The 19,998-nt window shown below is 61.2% G+C and carries 21 protein-coding genes; 17 read left to right on the top strand and 4 right to left on the bottom strand.

What is annotated here, in order from left to right; all coding sequences use genetic code 11:
* Positions 1-85 precede the first annotated feature (85 nt).
* The 12 genes from nagZ to ASD52_RS21765 all read left to right on the top strand — a co-directional run bounded on the left by nagZ (position 86) and on the right by ASD52_RS21765 (position 11,387).
* A complete protein-coding gene (gene nagZ / locus ASD52_RS21820; protein ID WP_025426850.1) occupies positions 86-1,102 on the top strand; it encodes a beta-N-acetylhexosaminidase in 1,017 nt (338 codons plus the stop codon).
* Positions 1,103-1,186: 84 nt separating this feature from the next.
* Positions 1,187-2,005 (top strand): ScpA family protein, encoded by an 819-nt coding sequence (locus tag ASD52_RS21815; protein ID WP_057214186.1) that lies wholly within the window; start codon positions 1,187-1,189, stop codon positions 2,003-2,005.
* A complete protein-coding gene (gene scpB / locus ASD52_RS21810) occupies positions 1,998-2,726 on the top strand; it encodes an SMC-Scp complex subunit ScpB (RefSeq protein WP_025426852.1) in 729 nt (242 codons plus the stop codon). Before ASD52_RS21815 ends, scpB begins: the two co-directional genes overlap by 8 nt.
* A gap of 88 nt (positions 2,727-2,814) precedes the next feature.
* Positions 2,815-3,927: an ABC transporter ATP-binding protein gene (locus ASD52_RS21805; protein ID WP_025426853.1), complete on the top strand. Its 1,113-nt coding sequence runs from the start codon at positions 2,815-2,817 to the stop codon at positions 3,925-3,927.
* 94 nt (positions 3,928-4,021) lie between these two features.
* Positions 4,022-4,228 carry a twin-arginine translocase TatA/TatE family subunit gene (locus tag ASD52_RS21800; RefSeq protein ID WP_025426854.1) on the top strand — a complete coding sequence of 69 codons (207 nt, stop codon included), beginning with the start codon at positions 4,022-4,024 and terminating at the stop codon, positions 4,226-4,228.
* A 74-nt stretch (positions 4,229-4,302) separates the two neighbouring features.
* On the top strand, positions 4,303-4,962 hold the full coding sequence (tatB, locus tag ASD52_RS21795) for a Sec-independent protein translocase protein TatB (RefSeq protein ID WP_025426855.1): 660 nt from the start codon (positions 4,303-4,305) through the stop codon (positions 4,960-4,962).
* On the top strand, positions 4,959-5,801 hold the full coding sequence (tatC, locus tag ASD52_RS21790; protein ID WP_025426856.1) for a twin-arginine translocase subunit TatC: 843 nt from the start codon (positions 4,959-4,961) through the stop codon (positions 5,799-5,801). The genes tatB and tatC overlap by 4 nt, the downstream gene beginning before the upstream one ends.
* A 47-nt stretch (positions 5,802-5,848) precedes the next feature.
* Complete coding sequence (serS, locus tag ASD52_RS21785; RefSeq protein WP_025426857.1) at positions 5,849-7,132, top strand: serine--tRNA ligase; 1,284 nt, start codon at positions 5,849-5,851, stop codon at positions 7,130-7,132.
* Between the two features lie 16 nt (positions 7,133-7,148).
* Complete coding sequence (surE, locus tag ASD52_RS21780) at positions 7,149-7,919, top strand: 5'/3'-nucleotidase SurE (RefSeq protein WP_057205034.1); 771 nt, start codon at positions 7,149-7,151, stop codon at positions 7,917-7,919.
* The gene (locus tag ASD52_RS21775) at positions 7,916-8,569 is read left to right on the top strand and encodes a protein-L-isoaspartate(D-aspartate) O-methyltransferase (protein WP_057214183.1); all 654 of its coding nucleotides are present in this window, start codon (positions 7,916-7,918) and stop codon (positions 8,567-8,569) included. Before surE ends, ASD52_RS21775 begins: the two co-directional genes overlap by 4 nt.
* 474 nt (positions 8,570-9,043) lie before the next feature.
* The gene (locus tag ASD52_RS21770) at positions 9,044-9,688 is read left to right on the top strand and encodes a hypothetical protein (protein ID WP_025426860.1); all 645 of its coding nucleotides are present in this window, start codon (positions 9,044-9,046) and stop codon (positions 9,686-9,688) included.
* A gap of 151 nt (positions 9,689-9,839) precedes the next feature.
* Positions 9,840-11,387, top strand: coding sequence for a peptidoglycan DD-metalloendopeptidase family protein (locus ASD52_RS21765; protein WP_025426861.1), 1,548 nt, complete (start codon positions 9,840-9,842; stop codon positions 11,385-11,387).
* Between the two features lie 5 nt (positions 11,388-11,392).
* On the opposite strand, the gene ASD52_RS21760 is transcribed toward ASD52_RS21765, so the two are convergent.
* Positions 11,393-12,262: an ATP-binding protein gene (locus ASD52_RS21760; protein WP_025426862.1), complete on the bottom strand. Its 870-nt coding sequence runs from the start codon at positions 12,260-12,262 to the stop codon at positions 11,393-11,395.
* Between the two features lie 239 nt (positions 12,263-12,501).
* Here ASD52_RS21760 and yajC point away from each other — a divergent pair, with 239 nt between their 5' ends.
* From yajC to ASD52_RS21735, 5 genes are all read left to right on the top strand, one after another.
* Entirely contained in the window at positions 12,502-12,837 is a 336-nt protein-coding gene (yajC, locus tag ASD52_RS21755) for a preprotein translocase subunit YajC (protein WP_025426863.1), read from the top strand.
* 50 nt (positions 12,838-12,887) lie between these two features.
* Positions 12,888-15,458, top strand: a complete 2,571-nt coding sequence (gene secDF / locus ASD52_RS21750; protein WP_057214180.1) for a protein translocase subunit SecDF — start codon at positions 12,888-12,890, stop codon at positions 15,456-15,458.
* Between the two features lies 1 nt (position 15,459).
* Complete coding sequence (locus tag ASD52_RS21745) at positions 15,460-15,846, top strand: Mth938-like domain-containing protein (protein WP_025426865.1); 387 nt, start codon at positions 15,460-15,462, stop codon at positions 15,844-15,846.
* Positions 15,847-15,868: 22 nt separating this feature from the next.
* A complete protein-coding gene (locus ASD52_RS21740; protein ID WP_025426866.1) occupies positions 15,869-16,711 on the top strand; it encodes a phytoene/squalene synthase family protein in 843 nt (280 codons plus the stop codon).
* 230 nt (positions 16,712-16,941) lie between these two features.
* A complete protein-coding gene (locus tag ASD52_RS21735; RefSeq protein ID WP_025426867.1) occupies positions 16,942-17,409 on the top strand; it encodes a hypothetical protein in 468 nt (155 codons plus the stop codon).
* 111 nt (positions 17,410-17,520) lie between these two features.
* Here the strand turns inward: ASD52_RS21735 and trmFO are convergent, their stop codons facing one another.
* The 3 genes from trmFO to ASD52_RS37655 all read right to left on the bottom strand — a co-directional run bounded on the left by trmFO (position 17,521) and on the right by ASD52_RS37655 (position 19,778).
* Positions 17,521-18,939 carry a methylenetetrahydrofolate--tRNA-(uracil(54)-C(5))-methyltransferase (FADH(2)-oxidizing) TrmFO gene (gene trmFO, locus ASD52_RS21730; protein WP_025426868.1) on the bottom strand — a complete coding sequence of 473 codons (1,419 nt, stop codon included), beginning with the start codon at positions 18,937-18,939 and terminating at the stop codon, positions 17,521-17,523.
* A 109-nt stretch (positions 18,940-19,048) separates the two neighbouring features.
* Positions 19,049-19,192, bottom strand: a complete 144-nt coding sequence (locus ASD52_RS37660; RefSeq protein ID WP_065781539.1) for a DUF1127 domain-containing protein — start codon at positions 19,190-19,192, stop codon at positions 19,049-19,051.
* Between the two features lie 442 nt (positions 19,193-19,634).
* Positions 19,635-19,778 (bottom strand): DUF1127 domain-containing protein, encoded by a 144-nt coding sequence (locus ASD52_RS37655; protein WP_067698887.1) that lies wholly within the window; start codon positions 19,776-19,778, stop codon positions 19,635-19,637.
* Between the last annotated feature and the right edge of the window lie 220 nt (positions 19,779-19,998).

Below are 19,998 nucleotides of genomic sequence, written 5' to 3'. Positions count from 1 at the left end.
GTTTCAGTGACAGTAGTCTGTGCATGACGCGCACCGATAGCTATTCTCGCTTCGCTGTGGGCAAGCCGCGCATTATGCTTTTGGCATGAGCGAATCAAAAGCATTTATCTCCGGCTGCAAGGGTCTTTCTCTTTCGAGCGAAGAGCGCAGCTTCTTTGATGGCGAGCGGCCCTGGGGCTTCATCCTCTTTGGCCGCAACATTGGCGAGGAACAGCAGATTTCCGATCTGGTCGCGGCGCTACGTGACAGTATCGGCAATCCCGCGGCACCCGTGCTGATCGACCAGGAAGGCGGACGTGTTCAGCGCATCCGGCCGCCGCTTGTTCAGCAGTATCCGAATGGTGCGGCGATCGGCGAGATCTACCGCCGTGATGCCGAGGGCGGTTTGCGTGCGGCCTGGTTGATGGGGCGGCTGCATGCGTTCGATCTGATGCGGTTCGGCATCACCGTCGATTGCCTGCCGGTGCTCGACGTGCCGGTTCCCGGCAGTCACGATGTGATCGGCAATCGCGCCTATGGACACGATCCGCAGAGTGTCACGGCGATCGGTCGGGCGATGGCGGAAGGCCTTAAGTCCGGTGGCATGCTGCCGGTAATGAAACATATGCCCGGCCATGGCCGCACTTTCGTCGATTCCCACCACAGCCTGCCGGTGGTCAGCGAAACCTTCGACGAGCTTGCCAAGAGCGATTTCCTGCCCTTCATCGCCATGAAGGACGAGGTCATGGCGATGTCGGCGCACATGGTCTTCACGGCGATCGATCCGGACAATCCGGCAACGACCTCGGCCAAGGTTGTGCGTGAGATCATCCGCGGCCATATCGGTTTCGACGGGTTGTTGATGTCCGACGACGTTTCGATGAATGCGCTGGCCGGCGACATGTCCACCCGCGCGCGCAACATCATCGACGCCGGACTTGATCTCGTCTTGCATTGTCATGGCATAATGGACGAGATGAAGGCTGTAGCGGATGTCGTCCCGGTTCTGGCCGGAGAGACATTGCGCAGGGCAAGGGCCGCAGAGGCCGCCTTCCGCAAGCCTGATAATGCGAACGAGCAGGAACTACGTGCCGAATTCAACAGCCTGTTCGCGACGGTTTGAGGACGGGTACGGCCGGCGGGAAAGGATCAGGCTGTCGTGAGCAACGCGGGTGAAAAGCAAGGCAGGTCCGGGGCGAAAGCGCCGATGGATCCCTTGTGGCAGGACGAGACTGCGGAGCGCGGATTGCACGATGAGGCGCTGGTCATCGACATCGCCGGCTTCGAGGGCCCGCTCGATCTGCTCCTCCATCTTGCTCGCAGCCAGCGGGTCGATCTTGCTCGCATCTCGGTGCTGGCATTGGCCGAACAATACATCGCCTTTGTCGAGCGGGCGCGCAGCATCCGCATCGAACTGGCCGCCGACTATCTCGTCATGGCGGCTTGGCTTGCCTATCTCAAGTCGCGGCTGCTGATCCCGCAGCAGGCGAAGGATGATGGTCCCTCCGGTGAGGAAATGGCATCGGCGCTGGCGTTCCGGCTGAAGCGCCTCGAAGCCATGCGCGAGGCCGCCACCCGGCTGATCAACCGAAACCGCCTCGGCCGCGATGTTTTCGTGCGTGGTGCGCCGGAGCATATCGTCACCGAGCGGAAGTCGGACTATGACGCTTCGCTTTACGATCTGCTGACCGCGTATGCGAGCTTGCGGCAACGGACAGCGATCACGCAAGTGACGATCGAAAAGCGCCACGTCTGGTCGCTCGCCGATGCGCGATTGATCCTGGCACGCATGATCGGCCATCTGGACGATTGGACCGCGCTCGATCACTTCCTGTTGCGTTACATGACGACGCCGAAGGAGCGGGCGACGGCCATCGCCAGTTCCTTTGCCGCCTCGCTGGAAATGGTACGTGAGGGGCGCCTGGAAATCCGCCAGGAAGAAGCGTTCGCGCCGATATATCTGCGGCGTGGGCCGAACCCGATCGATGCGGCGACGCTCGCCGATATGGAGGCAGCCCGTGGCTGAGCCGCAGAAATACCTCCCGGACGTGACAGACGAAGACGGCGAGAACGACGGCCTTGTGTTCGATCCGCGCATGGAGCAGGAAACCGAGCGAATTGCCGAAGCGCTGGTGTTTGCCTCCGCGCAGCCAATCTCCGAGGCTTACATCGCCACCCGCCTGCCGCGCGGTGCCGATGTCCCGCGCATCATGGCGCGATTGAAGGCGCTTTATGCAGGCCGTGGCGTCAATCTGGTGCAGGTGGCCGATCACTGGGCGTTCCGCACGGCCGCCGACCTGTCCTTCGTCGTGCAGACGGATGAGAAGGAGGTTCGCAAGTTGTCGCGCGCCGCGCTAGAGGTTCTGGCGATCATCGCCTACCACCAGCCGGTTACCCGCGCCGAAATTGAAGACATTCGCGGTGTGCAGACATCCAAGGGCACGCTGGATGTGCTGATGGAGGCGGGCTGGGTCCGCTTCCGTGGCCGCCGCCGCACGCCCGGGCGTCCGGTCACCTTCGGAACGACACGCGATTTTCTCGACCACTTCGGCCTGGAGGAACTGCGCGACCTGCCTGGCATCGAGGAGTTGAAGGGAGCGGGGCTTCTCTCCGGCCGCGTTCCGTCCAACCTGCATATTCCCGTGCCCGTCGGCGAAGATGACCTGGCGGAAAACGAGGATCCGATCACCCAGCTCGATCTGGAAGAACTGGGGCTCTTGACTCCGAAGGGCGAAGAGGCCGATTAAAAAACCTGATTGGAGATATCGGCTTTCTCCATCGAGCCTGCACCCGGCATGGTCGCCGCGGTGCCACCGGTGTCAAGGAATACGCAGCATGGTTTCAGATACGCAGGACGGGCCCGTCATGGCAACGCGACGGACGGCGGGCGTATCTTTCGCGGCGAGCCTGACATTCGAGGATATCCACCACAACTACCATTCCAAGGAGACTATCAAGGGCGTCAGCCTGGCGGCCAAGGCCGGCGAGGTCCTTTGCCTGCTCGGCCCCTCCGGTTCCGGCAAGACGACGCTGCTGCGGATCGCCGCCGGCATCGAGATGCAAAGCGCCGGCCGCCTCCTGCTTAACGGCCAGGAGATTTCTGGCCCGTCGGTCTTCTTGCCGCCGGAAAAGCGCGGTGTCGGTCTGATGTTCCAGGACTTTGCGCTGTTTCCGCACATGACGATCCGCGACAATGTTCGCTTTGGGCTGACGGCGCTTCCGAAGAAAGAAGCGCTGATCCAGGCCGACGCAGCCCTGGAACGGGTCGGTCTTTCGCATTACGGAGATCGTTATCCCCATGTGCTTTCGGGTGGCGAGCAGCAGCGTGTGGCGCTCGCCCGTGCGCTCGCGCCGCGGCCTGCTGTGCTGTTGATGGACGAACCGTTCTCCGGGCTCGACTCGCGGCTCAAGGATTCGATCCGCGCCGATACGCTCGCCATCCTCAGAGAGACGCGTGCCACCGCGATCGTCGTCACGCATGATGCCGAGGAAGCGATGCGCATGGCCGACCGGATCGCTCTGCTCAAGGATGGGCGCCTGGTCCAGGTCGGCACCGCCGACGAGCTTTATCGAGAGCCACGGGACCTGTTTGCCGCCGGTTTCTTTTCGGAAATCAACGTGTTCGACGCCCAGGTGCGCAACGGTCGCGTCGATACGCCGCTCGGCGGCGTGGATGCCAGCAAGTACCGCGATGGCCAGCGCCTTTCCGTGGCCGTGCGGCTTTCGGGGCTGCGTGTCGGCAAGGACGAAGGCGACATACAGGCGCGGATCGTCTCGCGCCGTTTCATCGGCGTTGTCGAACTGCTCGAACTGGCTGTGGCGGGCTGCGATGGAACCGTGCGCGCCCGTATCCGCGCGGACCAATTGCCGCAAGGATTGCGCGATGTAATGCTTTCAGTTAACGAGCGGGATATATTGCTGTTTGAAAAAGATGTTCCGACATCTTAGGGTCTGTGGCGAAAAGAGGCTGTGCTGGTGGCGCGCCTGAAAATTGACACGCGAATAGGGCCTAAATCGGGGAAGGCTCAGAGGGAGTAAACGCATGGGTTCCTTTAGTATCTGGCACTGGCTGATCGTTCTGGTCGTGGTGCTGTTGTTGTTCGGTCGCGGCAAGATTCCGGAACTGATGGGCGACGTTGCCAAGGGCATCAAGAGTTTCAAGAAGGGCATGAACGACGACGACGTCGCTTCCGCCGACAAGCCGCTCGACGGCAAGACTGTTGATCACAAGTCTGACGAAGTTCGCTAACGATCGAGCACCGATAGCGCCAGGCTGGGATTACCTCCCGGCCGGCCGCACCACGGGTTTGCAGGACATATCGAATGCTTGATATCGGCTGGACCGAGCTAGTCGTCATTGCCATCGTACTGATCGTTGTTGTCGGACCGAAGGATTTGCCGCCGATGTTGCGCGCCTTTGGCCGCATGACGTCGAAGCTGCGCGGCATGGCGTCGGATTTCCGCCAGCAATTCGATGAGGCGTTGCGTGAGGCGGATCTCGAAGACGTCCGTAAAACGATCAGCGACGCGCAAAGCCTCAATCCGGCAAATGCGCTACGTGACGCGATGAACCCGTTGCGCCAGATCGGCAACGAGATCAAATCCGATCTCCAGAAGGCCGCATCACCAGACAAGGCGCCCGTATCCGCTGCAGAGCCGCCAGTTTCCTCCGTGGAACCGGTTGCCGTTGGCGCGGCCGAGGCAAAGCCAGCCAACAGCATTGCGGCCGCGGCGATTGGTTCTGCCAGCCGGCAAATGCAGCGTGCCGAAGCTTCTGAGCCTGCGGCAAAGCCGAAACGGGTAACGAAGGCCAAGGCAGACGCTACGCCCGCGCCCAAGAAGGCCTCACCGGCGAAGGCGGCAACCGCCAAATCTGCACCCGCCAAGACGGCTGCAAAGAGGCCTTCCAAGGTCGAGGCAGAGCAGCCGAAAGAAAAAACACAAAAGACACGCGCGGCAACGCGCAAGAAAGGTGACGTATGAGCGGCGATATCGAGGACCGGCCGCAGCCGCTGATCGAACATCTGATCGAGCTCAGAAAGCGGCTGATGTGGGCCGTTGGCGCGTTCTTCATCGCCTTTCTCGTCTGCTTCTACTTTGCCAAGGGTCTCTTCAACCTTCTGGTGCTGCCGTTCAAATGGGCGGTCGGTTGGGCCGGGATGGATCAACGCAATGTCGAGCTGATCTACACTGCTCCGCAGGAGTTCTTTTTCACCCAGATCAAGGTGGCGATGTTCGGCGCTCTCGTGATCGCCTTTCCGGTGATCGCGTCGCAGATCTACAAGTTCGTCGCCCCCGGCCTCTACAAGAACGAGCGTGCGGCATTCCTGCCGTTCCTGATTGCCTCGCCGCTCCTGTTCCTGCTCGGTGGCGCGCTCGTCTATTTCTTCTTCACGCCGATGGTCATGTGGTTCTTCCTGGCGATGGAGCAGGGCGGTGACGAGGGGCATGTTGCAATCCAGCTTCTGCCCAAGGTCTCGGAATATCTGAGCCTGATCATGTCGCTGGTCTTTGCTTTCGGCCTCGTGTTCCAGCTGCCGGTGGTCACCACGCTTCTGGCCCGCGTTGGCTTCGTCAGCGCACAGGGACTTGCCGAGAAGCGCAAATACGCGATCGTGATTGCCTTCATTGTCGCGGCCGTCCTGACACCGCCGGACCCAGTCTCCCAGATCGGCCTTGCACTGCCCGCCATCCTTCTCTACGAAATTTCGATCTATACGGCGCGACTCGTCGAGAGACAGCGGGCAGCGGATGCGCTCAAGCGTGAGGCTGCCCAGTCGCAGGAAGAAACTTCCGAAGAGGTTGGCCCCGCAAAGGGCTGAGCATTCGACGGTTCCGCGCCGTGACCTGCAAAACGCGTGGAACGACAATGCTTGATATCAAATGGATCCGTGAGAATGCCGATGTGCTGGATGCCGCCCTGGCGAAGCGGGGCGCGGAACCATCGTCTGCGTCGCTGATCGCCATCGACGAACGTCGCCGCACAATCCTTCAGTCGCTGCAGGACATGCAGTCGCGCCGCAACGCGGCGTCGAAGGATATCGGCGCGGCCATGGCACAGAAGAACAATGAGCTCGCCGAAAAGCTCAAGGCCGAAGTTGCCGAACTGAAGAATTCAATGCCGGCGCTCGAGGAAGAGAGCCGCCAGGTCGAAGCCGAACTGAACGACGCCCTGTCGCGTCTTCCTAATATTCCGCTCGACGACGTCCCTGTTGGTTCGGACGAGGCGGGCAATGTCGTGACACGGGTTATCGGTGCCAAACCCACCTGGAACCACCAGCCGCGCGAGCATTTCGAAGTCGGCGAGGCGCTCGGGCTGATGGATTTTGAGGGAGCCGCGCGCATTGCCGGATCCCGCTTCACCATCCTGAAGGGCCAGCTCGCCCGGCTCGAACGCGCGCTCGGCCAGTTCATGCTCGACCTGCACACCCAAGAGCACGGCTATACCGAAGTACAGCCGCCGCTATTGGTGCGTGACGATGCGATGTACGGCACCGGCCAACTGCCGAAATTTGCCGAAGACCTGTTCCGCACAACCGACGATCGCTGGTTGATCCCGACGGCGGAAGTGCCATTGACCAACATCGTGCGCGAGCAGATCCTCGATGGCGAAAAGCTGCCGTTGCGCTTTACCGCGTTGACCCCGTCCTTTCGTTCGGAGGCCGGTTCTTCGGGCCGCGACACGCGTGGCATGCTGCGCCAGCACCAGTTCAACAAGGTCGAACTCGTGTCGATCACCGATGCCGAGACGTCCGTTGCCGAGCATGAGCGCATGACTGCCTGCGCCGAAGAAGTGCTGAAGCGTCTGGGTCTGCACTACCGCGTGATGACGCTTTGCACCGGCGACATGGGCTTTGGCGCCCGCAAGACCTACGATCTCGAGGTCTGGTTGCCGGGACAGGACACATATCGCGAGATTTCGTCCTGCTCGGTCTGCGGCGATTTCCAGGCGCGGCGCATGAATGCGCGTTACCGCAACAAGGAAGACAAGGGCACAAGGTTCGTTCACTCGCTGAACGGTTCCGGCGTCGCCGTCGGCCGCGCCCTGATCGCCGTTATCGAAAATTACCTGAACGCCGACGGCTCGGTTTCGGTGCCGGATGTATTGCTTCCCTATATGGGCGGCCAGAAACGTATCGAAAAAGCTGCCTGACGGGAAAGAAATCGCAATGCGGATCCTGCTGACAAACGACGATGGCATCCACGCCGAAGGCCTTGCGGTCCTCGAGCGGATAGCCAAGACGCTTTCCGAGGATGTCTGGGTGGTGGCGCCCGAGGCCGATCAGAGCGGTCTTGCCCATTCGCTGACGTTGTCGGAACCGCTGCGCTTGCGTCAGATCTCCGAGAAGCGTTTTGCGCTCAGGGGCACGCCGACTGATTGCGTGATCATGGCTGTGCGCAAGGTGCTGGACAGCAAGCCGGATCTCGTCCTATCGGGCGTCAATATCGGCGCCAACATGGCTGACGACGTCACCTATTCCGGCACCGTCGCCGGTGCGATCGAGGGAACGCTGCAGGGCATCCGCTCCATGGCGTTGAGCCAGGCCTACAGCCACGTCGTCGGCGAGGCGGTGGCCTGGGACGTGGTCGAGCGTCACGCGCCTGCGTTGATCCGCAGCCTGCTGGCAGTTGATCTTCCTGATGGTACGTTGCTCAACCTCAACTTCCCGAAGTGCTCCGCCGATGCCGTCGCCGGCACCGAAGTGACTTCGCAAGGCAAGCTCGACTTCGGTCTTTCCATCGACGAGCGTGCCGACGGTCGCGGCTTTCCCTACTTCTGGCTGCGTTTTGGCGAGCGCTTCGGTGATTTTCGCGCCGGTACCGATATCCACGCGCTTCGTGAAAACCGGATCTCGGTGACGCCGCTCAAGCTCGACCTGACCGACTATTCAGTGCAGGACCGTCTGGCACGGGCCTTGAGCGAAGGGACCGTCGCTTGAGCGGACGTGTTTCGGAACAGGAAGGCTTTGCGGCGATGGTCTTGCGGCTGCGCGCCGAAGGCATCAGCAACCAGGGCCTGCTGAACGCGGTCGAGCAGACGCAGCGCGGCCATTTCGCGCCGCCGCAGTTCCAGGCGGACGCTCATTCGCAGCGGACGATCCCACTCGACTGCGGCTCGTTCATGGAAGGCTATGACTTCGCCGTCCGGCTGTTGCACTGCCTTAACCTCAAGTCCGGGCAGCGCATCCTCGAGGTGGGAACCGGCAGCGGCTTTACCGCTGCAGTGATGGGCCGCATCGCCGAGCGCGTGCTGACAATCGACCGCTACCAGACACTCGTCTCCACTGCGCAGAAAAGCCTGGAAAAGTCGGGTGTGCGCAATGTCATCGTCCGCCATGCCGATGGCAGTGCCGGAGTACCGGGCGAGGGCACGTTCGATCGCATCTTGATTACCGCTGCGTTCAACAGCCTGCCGCGCATGTTCTCCGACCATCTCGTGTCCGGCGGAACGCTGGTCGTTCCGATCATGATGAGCGAAACGCATTGTCGCATCGTTCGTGTCAGCCGCACCGGCAGCCGCCTCGATCGTGAGGATCTGTTCGACGCGCCTTACCTTCCGATCGTTCCGCAACTGGCGTCTTACCTCTAGGTTAGCAACCCACTTGCGTGATCTGTGCTGTCCCGCTACGGCTTGGAGCCCAACCATGCACATTCATGTGGGGGAATTGGAGCATGGCGCGGCTCGTCAGAGCCGTGCTCACGGATCGTGACGTCTCAGGACACTACAGCGCCGCGCGTCTTATTAGACGCGCAAAGGTCGCTGTAGCACTTTGAATTGCTGCATGTTTTTATCCTTAAATCGAATGCGATTTAAGAAAACATGCAGTAGGCATGGCGGCTCTTTTAAAAGTGCGACGCAGAGATCCTCGTCGTGGCCACGTGATGAGGGCGGGCGGATCGCCCCGACGACCGTCTATTGGTTAACAAAATCCTAATCTCTCCAGTTTCGCGCAAGCTTCGCGCCATACGCCTTCGGCTGCACGAAAGGTTTGGCCTTGCGAGTCGCTGAATTTCTATGCGGTTCGGAAAGGCGATCTGGTCGTGCGGTTGACGGAGACGGCACATGCAGATTGCGAACAGGCTGACGGCCGCGGCATCAGGCGATGGACTGGGCAACCTTGCCGGCCGTGCGGCGGGGCAATCCGGCGCAGGCGGTAAGGATGAAAATGCCGCTCAGGCGATGCAGGCCACGTTCTTCGATCCGACGCCGCGGATTTCGCTTTCCGCCGATGCGCTGCTTTATCTCAGTCAGAACAGAAGATCCTCCGACGGCCAACCGGCCCTGACGCGCGACGAGTGGAACAACCGCCTGTCGCCGCAATTGGCCTTGCGGGAATACCAGGCGTTCGGAAAGTTCCTGGAGACCGGTGATCACAGTGGCTACTACAAGGGCTTCATCGAGTACTATGATGGCCTGCGGTCCGAGGACCAGCATAGCCTGCGCTATTTCGGGACGCGTGAGGCGGCTGTCGCCGGGCTACGCTCGCTCGAATACGATCAGGCAAGCGGCCTTGATGGAGAGACGACGTTCCAGACGCTGGTGAGCGTGCTTCTCGAGGAAGACAAGACTGCGCAGTCGGAAGCTCCCGCAGCGCCGGCTGGACGCCAGATTTTTGCCTGGGATCTGACAAGCATTAGCTATGAGGGCGAGCCAACCGAGCGGCGTGCCGTCTCCGAGATCGAACGCCTCTATTCCGAACTGATCTAAGTTTGCAGCGCCGCTAAGGCGAGCCTTTGCACCGGTCTATGGTTAGCATTCTGTCAAACTAGGTCTTTGGTGGTGTCGCCCTTAACCGTGCGGTAACTCTAATACGCTTTAATCATCCCACATCGAGTTGCGTTCGGAGTGGGTAAGCGTCATGCGTCAGTTTGTATCTCCCAAGGTTGGAAAGTCCACGATCCGCCTGTGTGCAGCAGTTTTGCTGGCAGGCGTTGCCACAGGGTGCAGCTCCGACGCCAGCCGTTTCGACGGCTTGTTTTCGCGATCGGACACGCTGACGACCAGCTCAATTCAGAGAAATACCACGCCGGTGCCGCGCGGCGATGTCGACAGCGGCCAGATGGCTGTTGTCTCTCCGGCCGATACGCGCAACTCGGCTCTCGGGCAGCCTTATCCCGCGGCGAACGGTGGCTACGATCCGGTCAATACGGCGTCGACGCCGGTCTCCAGCGCCCGCGCCGCCTCGACGCCGATGAGCGTGCAGCGTTCGACCCTCGCCGATCCGACGGCGGCCTCCAGCCAGCGTATTGATCCGCAACCGTTCCCAGCCGCACGCCAGGTCGAGCAGGTCTCCACGGCCACGCGTCAGGCATTGCCCGCTGCCGTCAACGATACTGCGAGCAAGAGCGGCTGGACGACGCAGAATGCTCCCTCGATCATGGTTCGCCAGGGCGACAGTGTGTCCATTCTCTCCAAGCGTTTCGGTGTTCCTGAAAAGGAAATCCTGAAGGCCAACGGATTGAAGACCGCTGGACAGGTCGAGCCCGGTCAGCGCCTGGTGATCCCGACCTTCGGTGTTGCGAGCAGTGCCGCGAAGGCTGCCGCGTCCAACACGATGACCGATCTGGATGGCAGCAAGCGCCAGCCATCGCCCTTGCCGACCGATCAGCGCGATGTCGCAATCCTGCCCGGTCAGTCGCAGTCCCGCGATAAGAGTGCAGGCAAGACGGATGTTGCTGCAGGCAAGGTCGCTTCGACGGGCGAGGGCAGCGGCAACGGCTCGTACACCGTCAAGCCGGGTGATTCCCTCAATCGTATCGCCAAGGCAACGGGTGTTTCGGTCGGCGCCCTCAAGCAGGCCAACGGCCTGACGGCAGAATCGATCCGTGTCGGCCAGACGTTGAAGGTGCCGGGCGCAGCGACCGACCAGGTGAAGACGGCATCGGTTCCGCCCAAGAAAGCCGAAGGTCAGGTCGCCGCGCTCGACAAGAGCAAGCCCGCCGAGTACCAGCCTCCCGTTGCCAAGCAGAGCGTGTCCGAAGTCGCCAGCAAGACCCCTGACGTTGACGAGGAATCGCCGAAGTCGACGGGTATCAGCAAGTATCGCTGGCCGGTACGCGGCGCGGTCGTTGCCGGCTACGGCGCCAATGTCGATGGCAACCGCAACGACGGCATCAACATCTCCGTGCCCGAGGGCACGCCGATCAAGGCAGCTGAAAATGGTGTGGTCATCTACTCCGGCAGCAGCCTGAAGGAACTGGGCAACGCCGTTCTCATCCGTCACGACGACGGCACGGTCACCGTCTACGGCAATGCTTCCGAACTGAAAGTCCAGCGCGGCCAGAAGGTGCAGCGCGGCCAGACGCTCGCGGCATCCGGTATGACCGGCCGCGCAAGCCAGCCGCAAGTCCACTTCGAAGTGCGCAAGAACGCCAGCGCCGTGAACCCGGCCACGTTCCTGGAATAGGCGGCTTAGCCTTCCAGCCGGTGGCGCAGGCGACCGGCCAGATCCTGAATGAACTGCCAGGCGACGCGGCCGGACCTTGCTCCCCGCGTCGTCGACCATTCCAGCGCATCGGCGTGCAGAATATCCTTGTCCACCGCAAGGCCGTAGTGAGCCGCATAGCCGTCGATCATCGCCAGATAATCTTCCTGGCTGCATTTGTGGAAGCCGAGCCACAGTCCGAAGCGATCCGACAATGATACTTTCTCTTCGACTGCTTCCGATGGGTTGATGGCGGTCGATTGCTCGTTTTCCATCATGTGCCGCGGCAGAAGATGACGCCGGTTGGACGTGGCGTAGAGCAATACGTTGGTCGGACGCCCCTCGACGCCACCGTCGAGCACGGCTTTGAGCGACTTGTAGGACGTGTCGTCATGGTCGAAGGAAAGGTCGTCGCAGAAAACGATCACCGGCACCGGCGCGGATTTCAGGATTTCCATCAGCGCCGGTAGCGTCGCGATATCCTCGCGGTGAACCTCCACCAGCTTCACGGCGATGCCCGTATCGCGTGCGACCTGTGCGTGAACCGATTTGACCAGCGAGGATTTCCCCATGCCGCGCGCGCCCCACAGAAGCACGTTGTTTGCCGGATAACCTTCGGTAAAGCGCAACGTGTTGTCGACCAGGATATCACGCACGTGGTCGACGCCGGTGATCAGCGACAGTTCGATCCGGTTCGGTCTTTTGACCGGCTGCAAGTGGTGGCTTGCCGGCGCCCAGACGAAGCACTCTGCCGCGTCCCAATCGTTGGCAGCGGCAGCGGGGCCGGCGATGCGTTCGATCGCCGCGGAAAGCTTCTGCATTTCCTTGATGAGAACGTCGATCTTTGTTTCACTCATCGGTCCATCTCCGCTTGCTGAATCAGTCACTTGGCTTCGGTTTAACCGGGTAGCACGCAGGTTTGCGCTGGAAAAGGCCGCACTGGGTGGGAGAGGGGGTTCTCCTCTTGCCCAAATTATGTCAGAGGCACTGGAACGGATACGGGTGCCGTCGCTTTGCATTGCGGCTGCGCGCCCTTATATTCCGGCCGATTTGGCGCGGAGGAACCGCCGCATATTTTGAACTCAAGGAGTGATCGATGTTCATTACCGAAGCTTTTGCGCAGACAGCCGGCGCCCCGTCGACCGGCGGCGCGGACATCCTTATGTCCATTCTGCCCTTCCTGCTGATCTTTGTTGTTATGTATTTCCTCATCATTCGCCCGCAGCGTGCACAGATGAAGCGCCGCGACGAGCTGCTGAAGAACATCCGTCGCGGTGACCAGGTCGTGACCGGCGGCGGCATCGTCGGCAAGGTGACGAAGGTGGTCGACGATAGCGAGCTGGAAGTCGAAATTGCCGAAGGCATCAAGATTCGCGTCGTTCGCAGCGGCGTATCGGAAGTTCGCGTCAAGGGCGAACCCGTAAAGGAATAATCGAAGTCCAGCCACAACCGGATGTGTCCGGGAAACGGAGCGTTTGAGGCATGTCCAATCTGAAGCCGTTGAAGAGCGCTCTTGTTTGGCTGGCAGTGCTTTTGGGTGTCGCGCTCGCGATGCCGAACTTCCTGACGAAGGAACAGGCGGATGCGCTGCCTTCGTGGCTTCCGCACCGTCAGGTGGCGTTGGGGCTCGACCTCCAGGGTGGCTCGCATTTCATGCTGCAGGCCTCGCGCGAGGACATTCTCGCCGAGCGGCTTGAAGCGGTGACAAATGATGTCGGCAAAGCGCTGCGCGATGCCGACATTGCCTATTTCGGCCTGTCGGGCGAAGGTCAGTTGATCTCGCTGCGGGTTCGTGACCGAGCCAAGTTGCCGACAGCGCGTGCGGCGCTTGCTCCGCTCATGGCACCGGTGGAAACTGGTGGTCTGGTCAGCGACGAAGTTACCGAACTTGCCTTCGACAGCGCCGAGGCAGACGACTTGATCCGCCTTCGCCTGAGCGACGAAGGCATCGACTACAGGATGTCGCAGGCTCTGGCACAGACCATGGACGTCGTTCGGCGCCGGATTGCCGAAGTCGGGGTGGCAGACCCCCTGATCCAGCGCCGGGGTGATGATCGGCTTATCGTCCAGGTGCCGGGTCTGGCGGATCCGCAGCGCCTGAAGGACCTGCTTAGCCAGCGCGCCCGCGTTTCCTTCCAGATGCTGAATGTCGCCGTGCCCGTTGAGCAGGCTGTTGAAGCGCAGCCGCCGGCCGGCAGCGAAGTTCTTTATTCCTTCGACGATCCGCCGATACCCTATCTCGTCGAGAAGACCCGGCTGCTGTCGGGCGAAGACTTCACCGCCGCGCAGCCGGATATCGACGCGACAAGTGCCGAGGCGTCGGTCGCGATCAAGCTGACACCGGCGGCAACCGGCCGTGTTGCCGCACTTCAGGCAAAGGGCGCCGACCAGAAAGTCGCGATCATTCTCGACGACCAGGTCGTCGCTGCGCCGACACTTGCGGCTGCCGTCAAGGGCGATACGGCAATCATTACCGCCGATCTGCCGGAGGAGGGTGCCACCGATCTCGCAGCCCTCGTCAGAACCGGGCCACTACCGGCGACGTTGACTGTCGTCGAGGAGCGGACCGTCGGGCCGGGCGTGGGCGATGACGCGATCGGTGACGGCCTCAAGGCCGGCTTCATCGCTGCCGTTGCAGTCGCTGTTTCGATGATTTTCTTCTACGGCGTCTTCGGCATCTTCGCCGTCGCGGCTCTGGCCGTGAATCTCATTTTGATCATCGCCGCACTTTCACTCACCGGTGCGACGCTGACATTGCCGGGTATTGCCGCAATCATTCTGACCATCGGCGTGGCTGTCGATTCCAACGTTTTGATCTATGAGCGCATCCGCGAGGAAGCGCGCGGTGGTCAACCGCTGGTCCAATCGGTCAACAAGGGCTTTGCGCGCGCGTTCAGCAGCCTTTTCGATGCCAATCTAACGATGCTGATTGCCGGTGCGATCCTTTTCTACCTTGGGTCTGGTCCCGTGCGCGGCTTCGCCGTCACGCTTGCGATCGGCAGCTTCACGACCTTGTTTACCGCCTACACGATCACCCGCAGGATCGCCAAGGCCTGGCTGCGCGGCTGGAAGGCGCAGCATCTGCCGAAGGGTATTCGTACGGGACGCTTCAGCGATCTCGACATCCGCTTCATGGCGATCCGCAACCCGGTCTTCATCGTCATGGCCGCCTTGTCGGTTGCTTCCGTACTGCTGCTCGCAAGTCTCGGTCTCAATCTGGGGGTCGACTTCAAGGGTGGCTCGATCATCGAACTCGAAAGCAAGGCCGGCAATGTCGATATCGCCGATCTGCGCGTGCGGCTCGATGAGTTGAACCTCGGCGAAGTTCAGGTACAGCATCTGGGTTCTGGTAACGATGTCCTGGTGCGCGTGCCGTCACAGGAAGCCGGCGACAACGCCGAGCAGACCGCGATCGGCGTCATCCGGGCAGAGCTCAGCGACGAATATGCGTTCAAGCGCGTCGAAGTCGTCGGTCCGGTTGTCTCGGGCGAATTGACGCGCGCCGGCACTATTGGGCTTGCGGTCTCCTTTGCTGCGATCCTGCTTTACGTGTGGCTGCGCTTCGAATGGCGTTTCGCGCTCGGCGCCATCATCGCAACCCTGCACGACGTGCTGCTGACGATCGGCTTCCTGGTGATAACCGGCATCGAGTTCAATCTCGGCAGCATCGCCGCCGTTCTGACCATCGTCGGTTACTCCCTGAACGATACGGTCGTCATCTATGATCGTATCCGGGAGAACCTCGGCCGCTACAAGAAGATGCCGCTGTCGGTGTTGATCGACGCCTCGATCAACCAGACGCTGTCGCGCACGATCCTGACGGCGCTGACGACGGTGCTGGCGCTGGCGGCGCTCTACCTCTTCGGTGGCGGTCTTATCCGCTCTTTCAGCGTTACCCTCTTGTTTGGCGTCATCGTCGGCACGATCTCTTCGATCTATATCGCTGGTCCGATCCTCATTCTCTTCCGCAAGCGGACGGACCATTTCCAGGGCGGGGAGAATTCCTCCGGCCCGGGCGCCGGAGCGGCGCAAACGGCAAAGGGTTCAGTCTGAAATGCCCAAGGGTATCGAGATCCGCGAAGCGCATTTTCCGGGGCGCGCCCCGATCGATGCCTATGGCAATGGCGGCTTCCGCTTTGCCGATATGTCGCACCGCGGCTCCGTGCTGATGCTGCCATCGGGCGTCTATGCGTGGGACGTTGTTGAAGGCGATCCGTTGTTGGTCGAGAAGTTCCAGCGCGTGCTGGACGAAGCGAGTGACATCGAGGTGCTGTTGGTCGGCACCGGCCTCGATATCCGGCAACTGCCGGCCGAGCTGAAAACGGCCCTGCGTGCATTGAACATCTCGTCCGATCCGATGAGCACGGGAGCAGCTGTCAGAACCTACAACGTGATGCTGGCCGAAGCGCGTGCGGTCGCCGTCGCGCTGATTGCCGTCTGATAGCGGCCAGGGGAAGACTTGCGTGCAAGACATTGATGCCCAGATCCTGACCGACCTCAGGGACACGGATCGCGACCGTTACCTCGCCTGTCTGCTGGCGCCGGTGGCCAGCCAGCCGTCACTCGCTCCGCTCTATGCCTTCAACGCCGAGCTCGCCCGCATTCGCGAACTCGTGCACGAGCCCATCCCCGGTGAAATCCGAATGCAATGGTGGCGGGAGCTGTTGGAGAACGAAGCGGCGACGGGCGAGGGGCATCCGCTCGCGCGGGCGTTGCTCGCGTGCATTCGTAAGCATCGGCTTCCGATCGCTGTATTTCAGAACATGATCGATGCACGGATCTTCGACCTCTACGATGATCCGATGGAGGACAGGGCGGCGTTCGAAGGTTACGCCGGCGAGACCGCCTCGGCGCTCATTCAGCTGTCGTCGCTCGTCCTCGATCCGCAGAACGCCGCAAGGTCTGCGGAGGCAGCCGGTCATGCCGGCGTCGCGCAGACCGTCGCAGGCCTGCTTCTGCTCCTGCCGCAACATTCCCGCCGCGGCCAGGTCTATCTGCCGGCCGAGCTTCTGCGAGCAACCGGGCTTGACCGCGAAGCGCTGCTCGCCGGAGAAGACGGGCAAGCAATCGGGCGGGCGATCCGGGCCTTCGCCGGTTTCGGCCGCGATCATCTGGCCAAGGCGCGCGCCCGGCTCGACACGATCTCACCCGACAATTTCGCCGCCTTCGTTCCCCTGGCCCTCGCCGAGCCGATCTTCAATCGCGCGGATGCTGTCGGCGCAGAGTTGCTGCGCAATCCGATAAGGCCGGCGCAATGGCGGCGGCAGTGGTGGATGTGGTGGGCGAGCAGGCGCAAGCGGTTTTGAAGCCGGCCGCGCAAATGTGTTCAATGGCTTTGCTATAACGACCTGCACAAAAACCAGAGCTTGAAGCGAAGTCAAACGTTAGCGAAAGATGGCGGCGCGCTTTGGTGCCGAGACCTGCGCGGCATGTTGTAGGCCAGCTAGCCACGGCACGAGGCTGGTCAAATTGGCGCAAGGCTCGCATCGTATAAACACACCCTATCGACTCATTACCGACTTAGGGGGCCTGTCTGATGCTCTGGCTGCTTTTCATCATCATCGCCATTCTCGCCGGCGCCTTCTACATGTGGATGAACGCACGGGCCGAGCGGGATTGGGACGATCCGGATGCTGGCTCGGCAATGGTCGAGTTCGGGCGCGCCTTTCCGGACGAAGCGATCCGTGCACTTCATTCGACGGCGGACCGCAAGGCAATTTTTCTGCGGCTGCATGACGGCAAGGCTGGTTTCATCCAGTCGCACGGCACGCATTATGTCTGCCACGTCATTCAGCCGGGAAAAGTCCGGGTCAACAGTTCGGACAGCGGCCGCGGTCTGATTGTCCATTTCCCTGATTTCGCCTATCTCGACAACGCGTTCGAATTTCACAACGCTGCCGAGGCGGCCGAGGTATCGTTGTGGCTGTTGGGCAGTTTCAGCCCGAAGTCCGAGTTTACGGCAGACGAGGCAAATGTGCCGTCTTCGGCGCAGGCGAGCGAATAGCCGGCGCTCCGCTAGCAAACGCTGCGGGCATTCATGACATCAGTTTAGTTCTGTAAAAGGAAAGCCCTCGCAAACCGGAGTGGATCCGGTTTGCGAGGAAATGTTTGGCTCTCAGGCGCATCCGTTCAGCCAGGCGGCGCAGTCGCCGAGCGCTCGGGCGGCCGTGGCCTGTTTCTTCGCTGCGGCCTTTTCCTTGCCGCGGAAGCGCTTGGCGCCTTCGGGCTTGATGATGGCGCCGGGTTCCAGCGGCGGGAACAGGCCGAAGTTGACGTTCATTGGCTGGAACGAACGTTTGCCCGGCTCGTCGTCGGAAACGATGTGACCGCCGGTGATGTGGTTGAGCAGCGCGCCGAAGGCCGTCGTTGCCGGCGGTGCAGCCAAAGTTTCACCCTTGCGTTCCGCCGCGGCGAACCTGCCGGCCAGCAAGCCGATGCTTGCGCTCTCGACATAACCCTCGCAGCCAGTGATCTGACCGGCAAAGCGCAGGCCTGGCCGCGACTTGAGAGTTAGTGTGCCGTCGAGCAGGGTCGGCGAGTTGATATAGGTGTTGCGGTGCAGGCCGCCGAGGCGCGCGAACTCGGCGTTCTCGAGACCGGGGATCATCCGGAAGACTTCCGCCTGCGCGCCATACTTCAGCTTCGTCTGGAAACCGACCATGTTGTAGAGCGTGCCGAGCGCATTGTCCTGACGAAGCTGGACGACGGCATAGGCCTTGACCGTCGGATTGTGGGCGTTGGTGAGCCCCATCGGTTTCATCGGTCCGTAGCGAAGCGTCTCGCGTCCGCGCTCCGCCATCACCTCGATCGGCAGGCAGCCATCGAAGTAAGGCGTGCCTTCCCACTCCTTGAAGCCGGTCTTGTCGCCGGCCACGAGTGCGTCGATGAAGGCGTTGTACTGCTCTTCGTTCATCGGGCAGTTGATATAGTCCTTGCCCGTACCGCCGGGGCCGACCTTGTCATAGCGTGATTGGTACCAGCAGATGTCCATGTCGATCGTCTCGGTATAGACGATCGGCGCGATGGCGTCGAAGAAGGCAAGCGCATCAGCGCCCGTTTCCTGGCGGATCGATTCGGCGAGATCAGGCGCTGTCAGCGGACCGGTTGCAATTACTGCAAGGTCCCATTCCTTCGGCGGCAGGCCGCGGATTTCTTCGCGTACCACGGTGATCAGCGGATGGCCGTCGATCGCCGCGGTGACGGCGTCGGAGAAGCCGTCGCGGTCGACGGCAAGCGCGCCGCCGGCCGGAACCTGGTTGGCATCGGCCGCCTTCATGATCAGCGAGCCTGCAAGGCGCATTTCGGCGTGGAGTACGCCGACGGCATTGCTGGTCGCATCATCGGAGCGGAACGAGTTGGAACAGACGAGTTCGGCAAGGCCGTCCGTCTTATGTGCATCGGTGCCGCGGACGCCGCGCATCTCGTGCAGCACGACCGGAACGCCGGCCTCGGCGATCTGCCAGGCCGCTTCGGAGCCGGCAAGGCCGCCGCCGATGACATGAATGGGAGAGTGGGAGGAGGTGTCTTTGCTCATGGTCGGCTTCCTACCATGCTCGTCCTGTCGTTCCAACCGCCGTTGCGCCGGGAACAAACGAAAACGGCGCCTGAAGGCGCCGTCTTGGAAGTCTGGTCGTTCGTTCCGATTAACGGAAGGAACGCGATGCGATGTTGCGGATATCGTAGCGGGTGATGCCGATGTCATTGAGAGCGTGGTTCGACAGGTTGCCGAGCTCGCTAACGGTGCGGCGGTAGTTAATCCAGCTTTTTGCGATACGAATCGGGTTCATGACTTTTTCCTCAAGATCGGTTTGTCGCGACAGCCATCTGTCTGCGTCGTTGAGGTTCTTATACGCTTGTCTAATTGGAAGGTGGAGTGCAAAGAAAATGCAGCTGCTATGCATTTGTGCAGTGCATCGCCAAATTGCTGGGCAACATTTGCACCCGCTCGAAAACGCGCCATCACTTAAAGATTGATTAAAGTGCGTGCGCGGCCCGTTAAGGATTTGTAATCGCGCTATTTTCTGCGCGGATGCCCGACGGTGTCGCCGCGGTTCCCAGCTTCAATCCAGGCACGATTGCTTGGCTATAAGCAGAACTCCATCGGTGACGCGCTTTCGCAATTGCGAAGGTGATTTTGCGGCAGCATTTCGACAACGAAAAACGCCCCCCGGAATGAACCGGAGGGCGTTGGTAATGTCCGGCGCGCTGCGCGAAGCAGCGCTCCTGGAATTACTTGATGGCCTGACGTGCAACGTACTGGATGTCGCCGCGGCCGATGCCGAGGTCGCTCAGTTCCCGGTCGCTCATGCGGCCGAGTTCGTTGCAGGTCTGACGATACTTGCGCCAATTGTTGAAAGAGCGTGCGAGGTTCATGATCCTATCCTTTCTAGGGTCGTGTGCCAGCGCTTATCTCTCGGCTGGCCGTCATCTGATGACCCGAAATATAATCGATTTTAGCAGAAGTTACAGAGATAATGCTGCATCGCACCCATGCAGCTATTGCAAGTCTCATTGTGGCCGGGATGTCGACGCCATACCACCAATGTGCTGCCGGATGCCGACAGAACCGTAAGAGACTGCAGAGAGAAGAAGA

It is taken from the genome of Ensifer sp. Root142 (assembly GCF_001426785.1).
Taxonomy (GTDB): Bacteria; Pseudomonadota; Alphaproteobacteria; order Rhizobiales; family Rhizobiaceae; genus Ensifer; species Ensifer canadensis.
The sequence above is the reverse complement of the archived record's forward strand: the minus strand, read 5'-3'. Positions and strand labels throughout refer to the sequence as shown.

Coding starts and splice junctions, on each gene's coding strand:
- tatB (WP_025426855.1), top strand. CDS start 4,303: ATGCTTGATATCGGCTGGACCGAGCTAGTCGTCATTGCCATCGTACTG.
- secDF (WP_057214180.1), top strand. CDS start 12,888: ATGTCCAATCTGAAGCCGTTGAAGAGCGCTCTTGTTTGGCTGGCAGTG.
- ASD52_RS37655 (WP_067698887.1), bottom strand. CDS start 19,778: ATGAACCTCGCACGCTCTTTCAACAATTGGCGCAAGTATCGTCAGACC.
- tatC (WP_025426856.1), top strand. CDS start 4,959: ATGAGCGGCGATATCGAGGACCGGCCGCAGCCGCTGATCGAACATCTG.
- ASD52_RS21770 (WP_025426860.1), top strand. CDS start 9,044: ATGCAGATTGCGAACAGGCTGACGGCCGCGGCATCAGGCGATGGACTG.
- ASD52_RS37660 (WP_065781539.1), bottom strand. CDS start 19,192: ATGAACCCGATTCGTATCGCAAAAAGCTGGATTAACTACCGCCGCACC.
- serS (WP_025426857.1), top strand. CDS start 5,849: ATGCTTGATATCAAATGGATCCGTGAGAATGCCGATGTGCTGGATGCC.
- surE (WP_057205034.1), top strand. CDS start 7,149: ATGCGGATCCTGCTGACAAACGACGATGGCATCCACGCCGAAGGCCTT.
- ASD52_RS21735 (WP_025426867.1), top strand. CDS start 16,942: ATGCTCTGGCTGCTTTTCATCATCATCGCCATTCTCGCCGGCGCCTTC.
- ASD52_RS21765 (WP_025426861.1), top strand. CDS start 9,840: ATGCGTCAGTTTGTATCTCCCAAGGTTGGAAAGTCCACGATCCGCCTG.
- ASD52_RS21800 (WP_025426854.1), top strand. CDS start 4,022: ATGGGTTCCTTTAGTATCTGGCACTGGCTGATCGTTCTGGTCGTGGTG.
- ASD52_RS21745 (WP_025426865.1), top strand. CDS start 15,460: ATGCCCAAGGGTATCGAGATCCGCGAAGCGCATTTTCCGGGGCGCGCC.
- ASD52_RS21805 (WP_025426853.1), top strand. CDS start 2,815: ATGGTTTCAGATACGCAGGACGGGCCCGTCATGGCAACGCGACGGACG.
- trmFO (WP_025426868.1), bottom strand. CDS start 18,939: ATGAGCAAAGACACCTCCTCCCACTCTCCCATTCATGTCATCGGCGGC.
- ASD52_RS21815 (WP_057214186.1), top strand. CDS start 1,187: ATGGATCCCTTGTGGCAGGACGAGACTGCGGAGCGCGGATTGCACGAT.
- nagZ (WP_025426850.1), top strand. CDS start 86: ATGAGCGAATCAAAAGCATTTATCTCCGGCTGCAAGGGTCTTTCTCTT.
- ASD52_RS21760 (WP_025426862.1), bottom strand. CDS start 12,262: ATGAGTGAAACAAAGATCGACGTTCTCATCAAGGAAATGCAGAAGCTT.
- yajC (WP_025426863.1), top strand. CDS start 12,502: ATGTTCATTACCGAAGCTTTTGCGCAGACAGCCGGCGCCCCGTCGACC.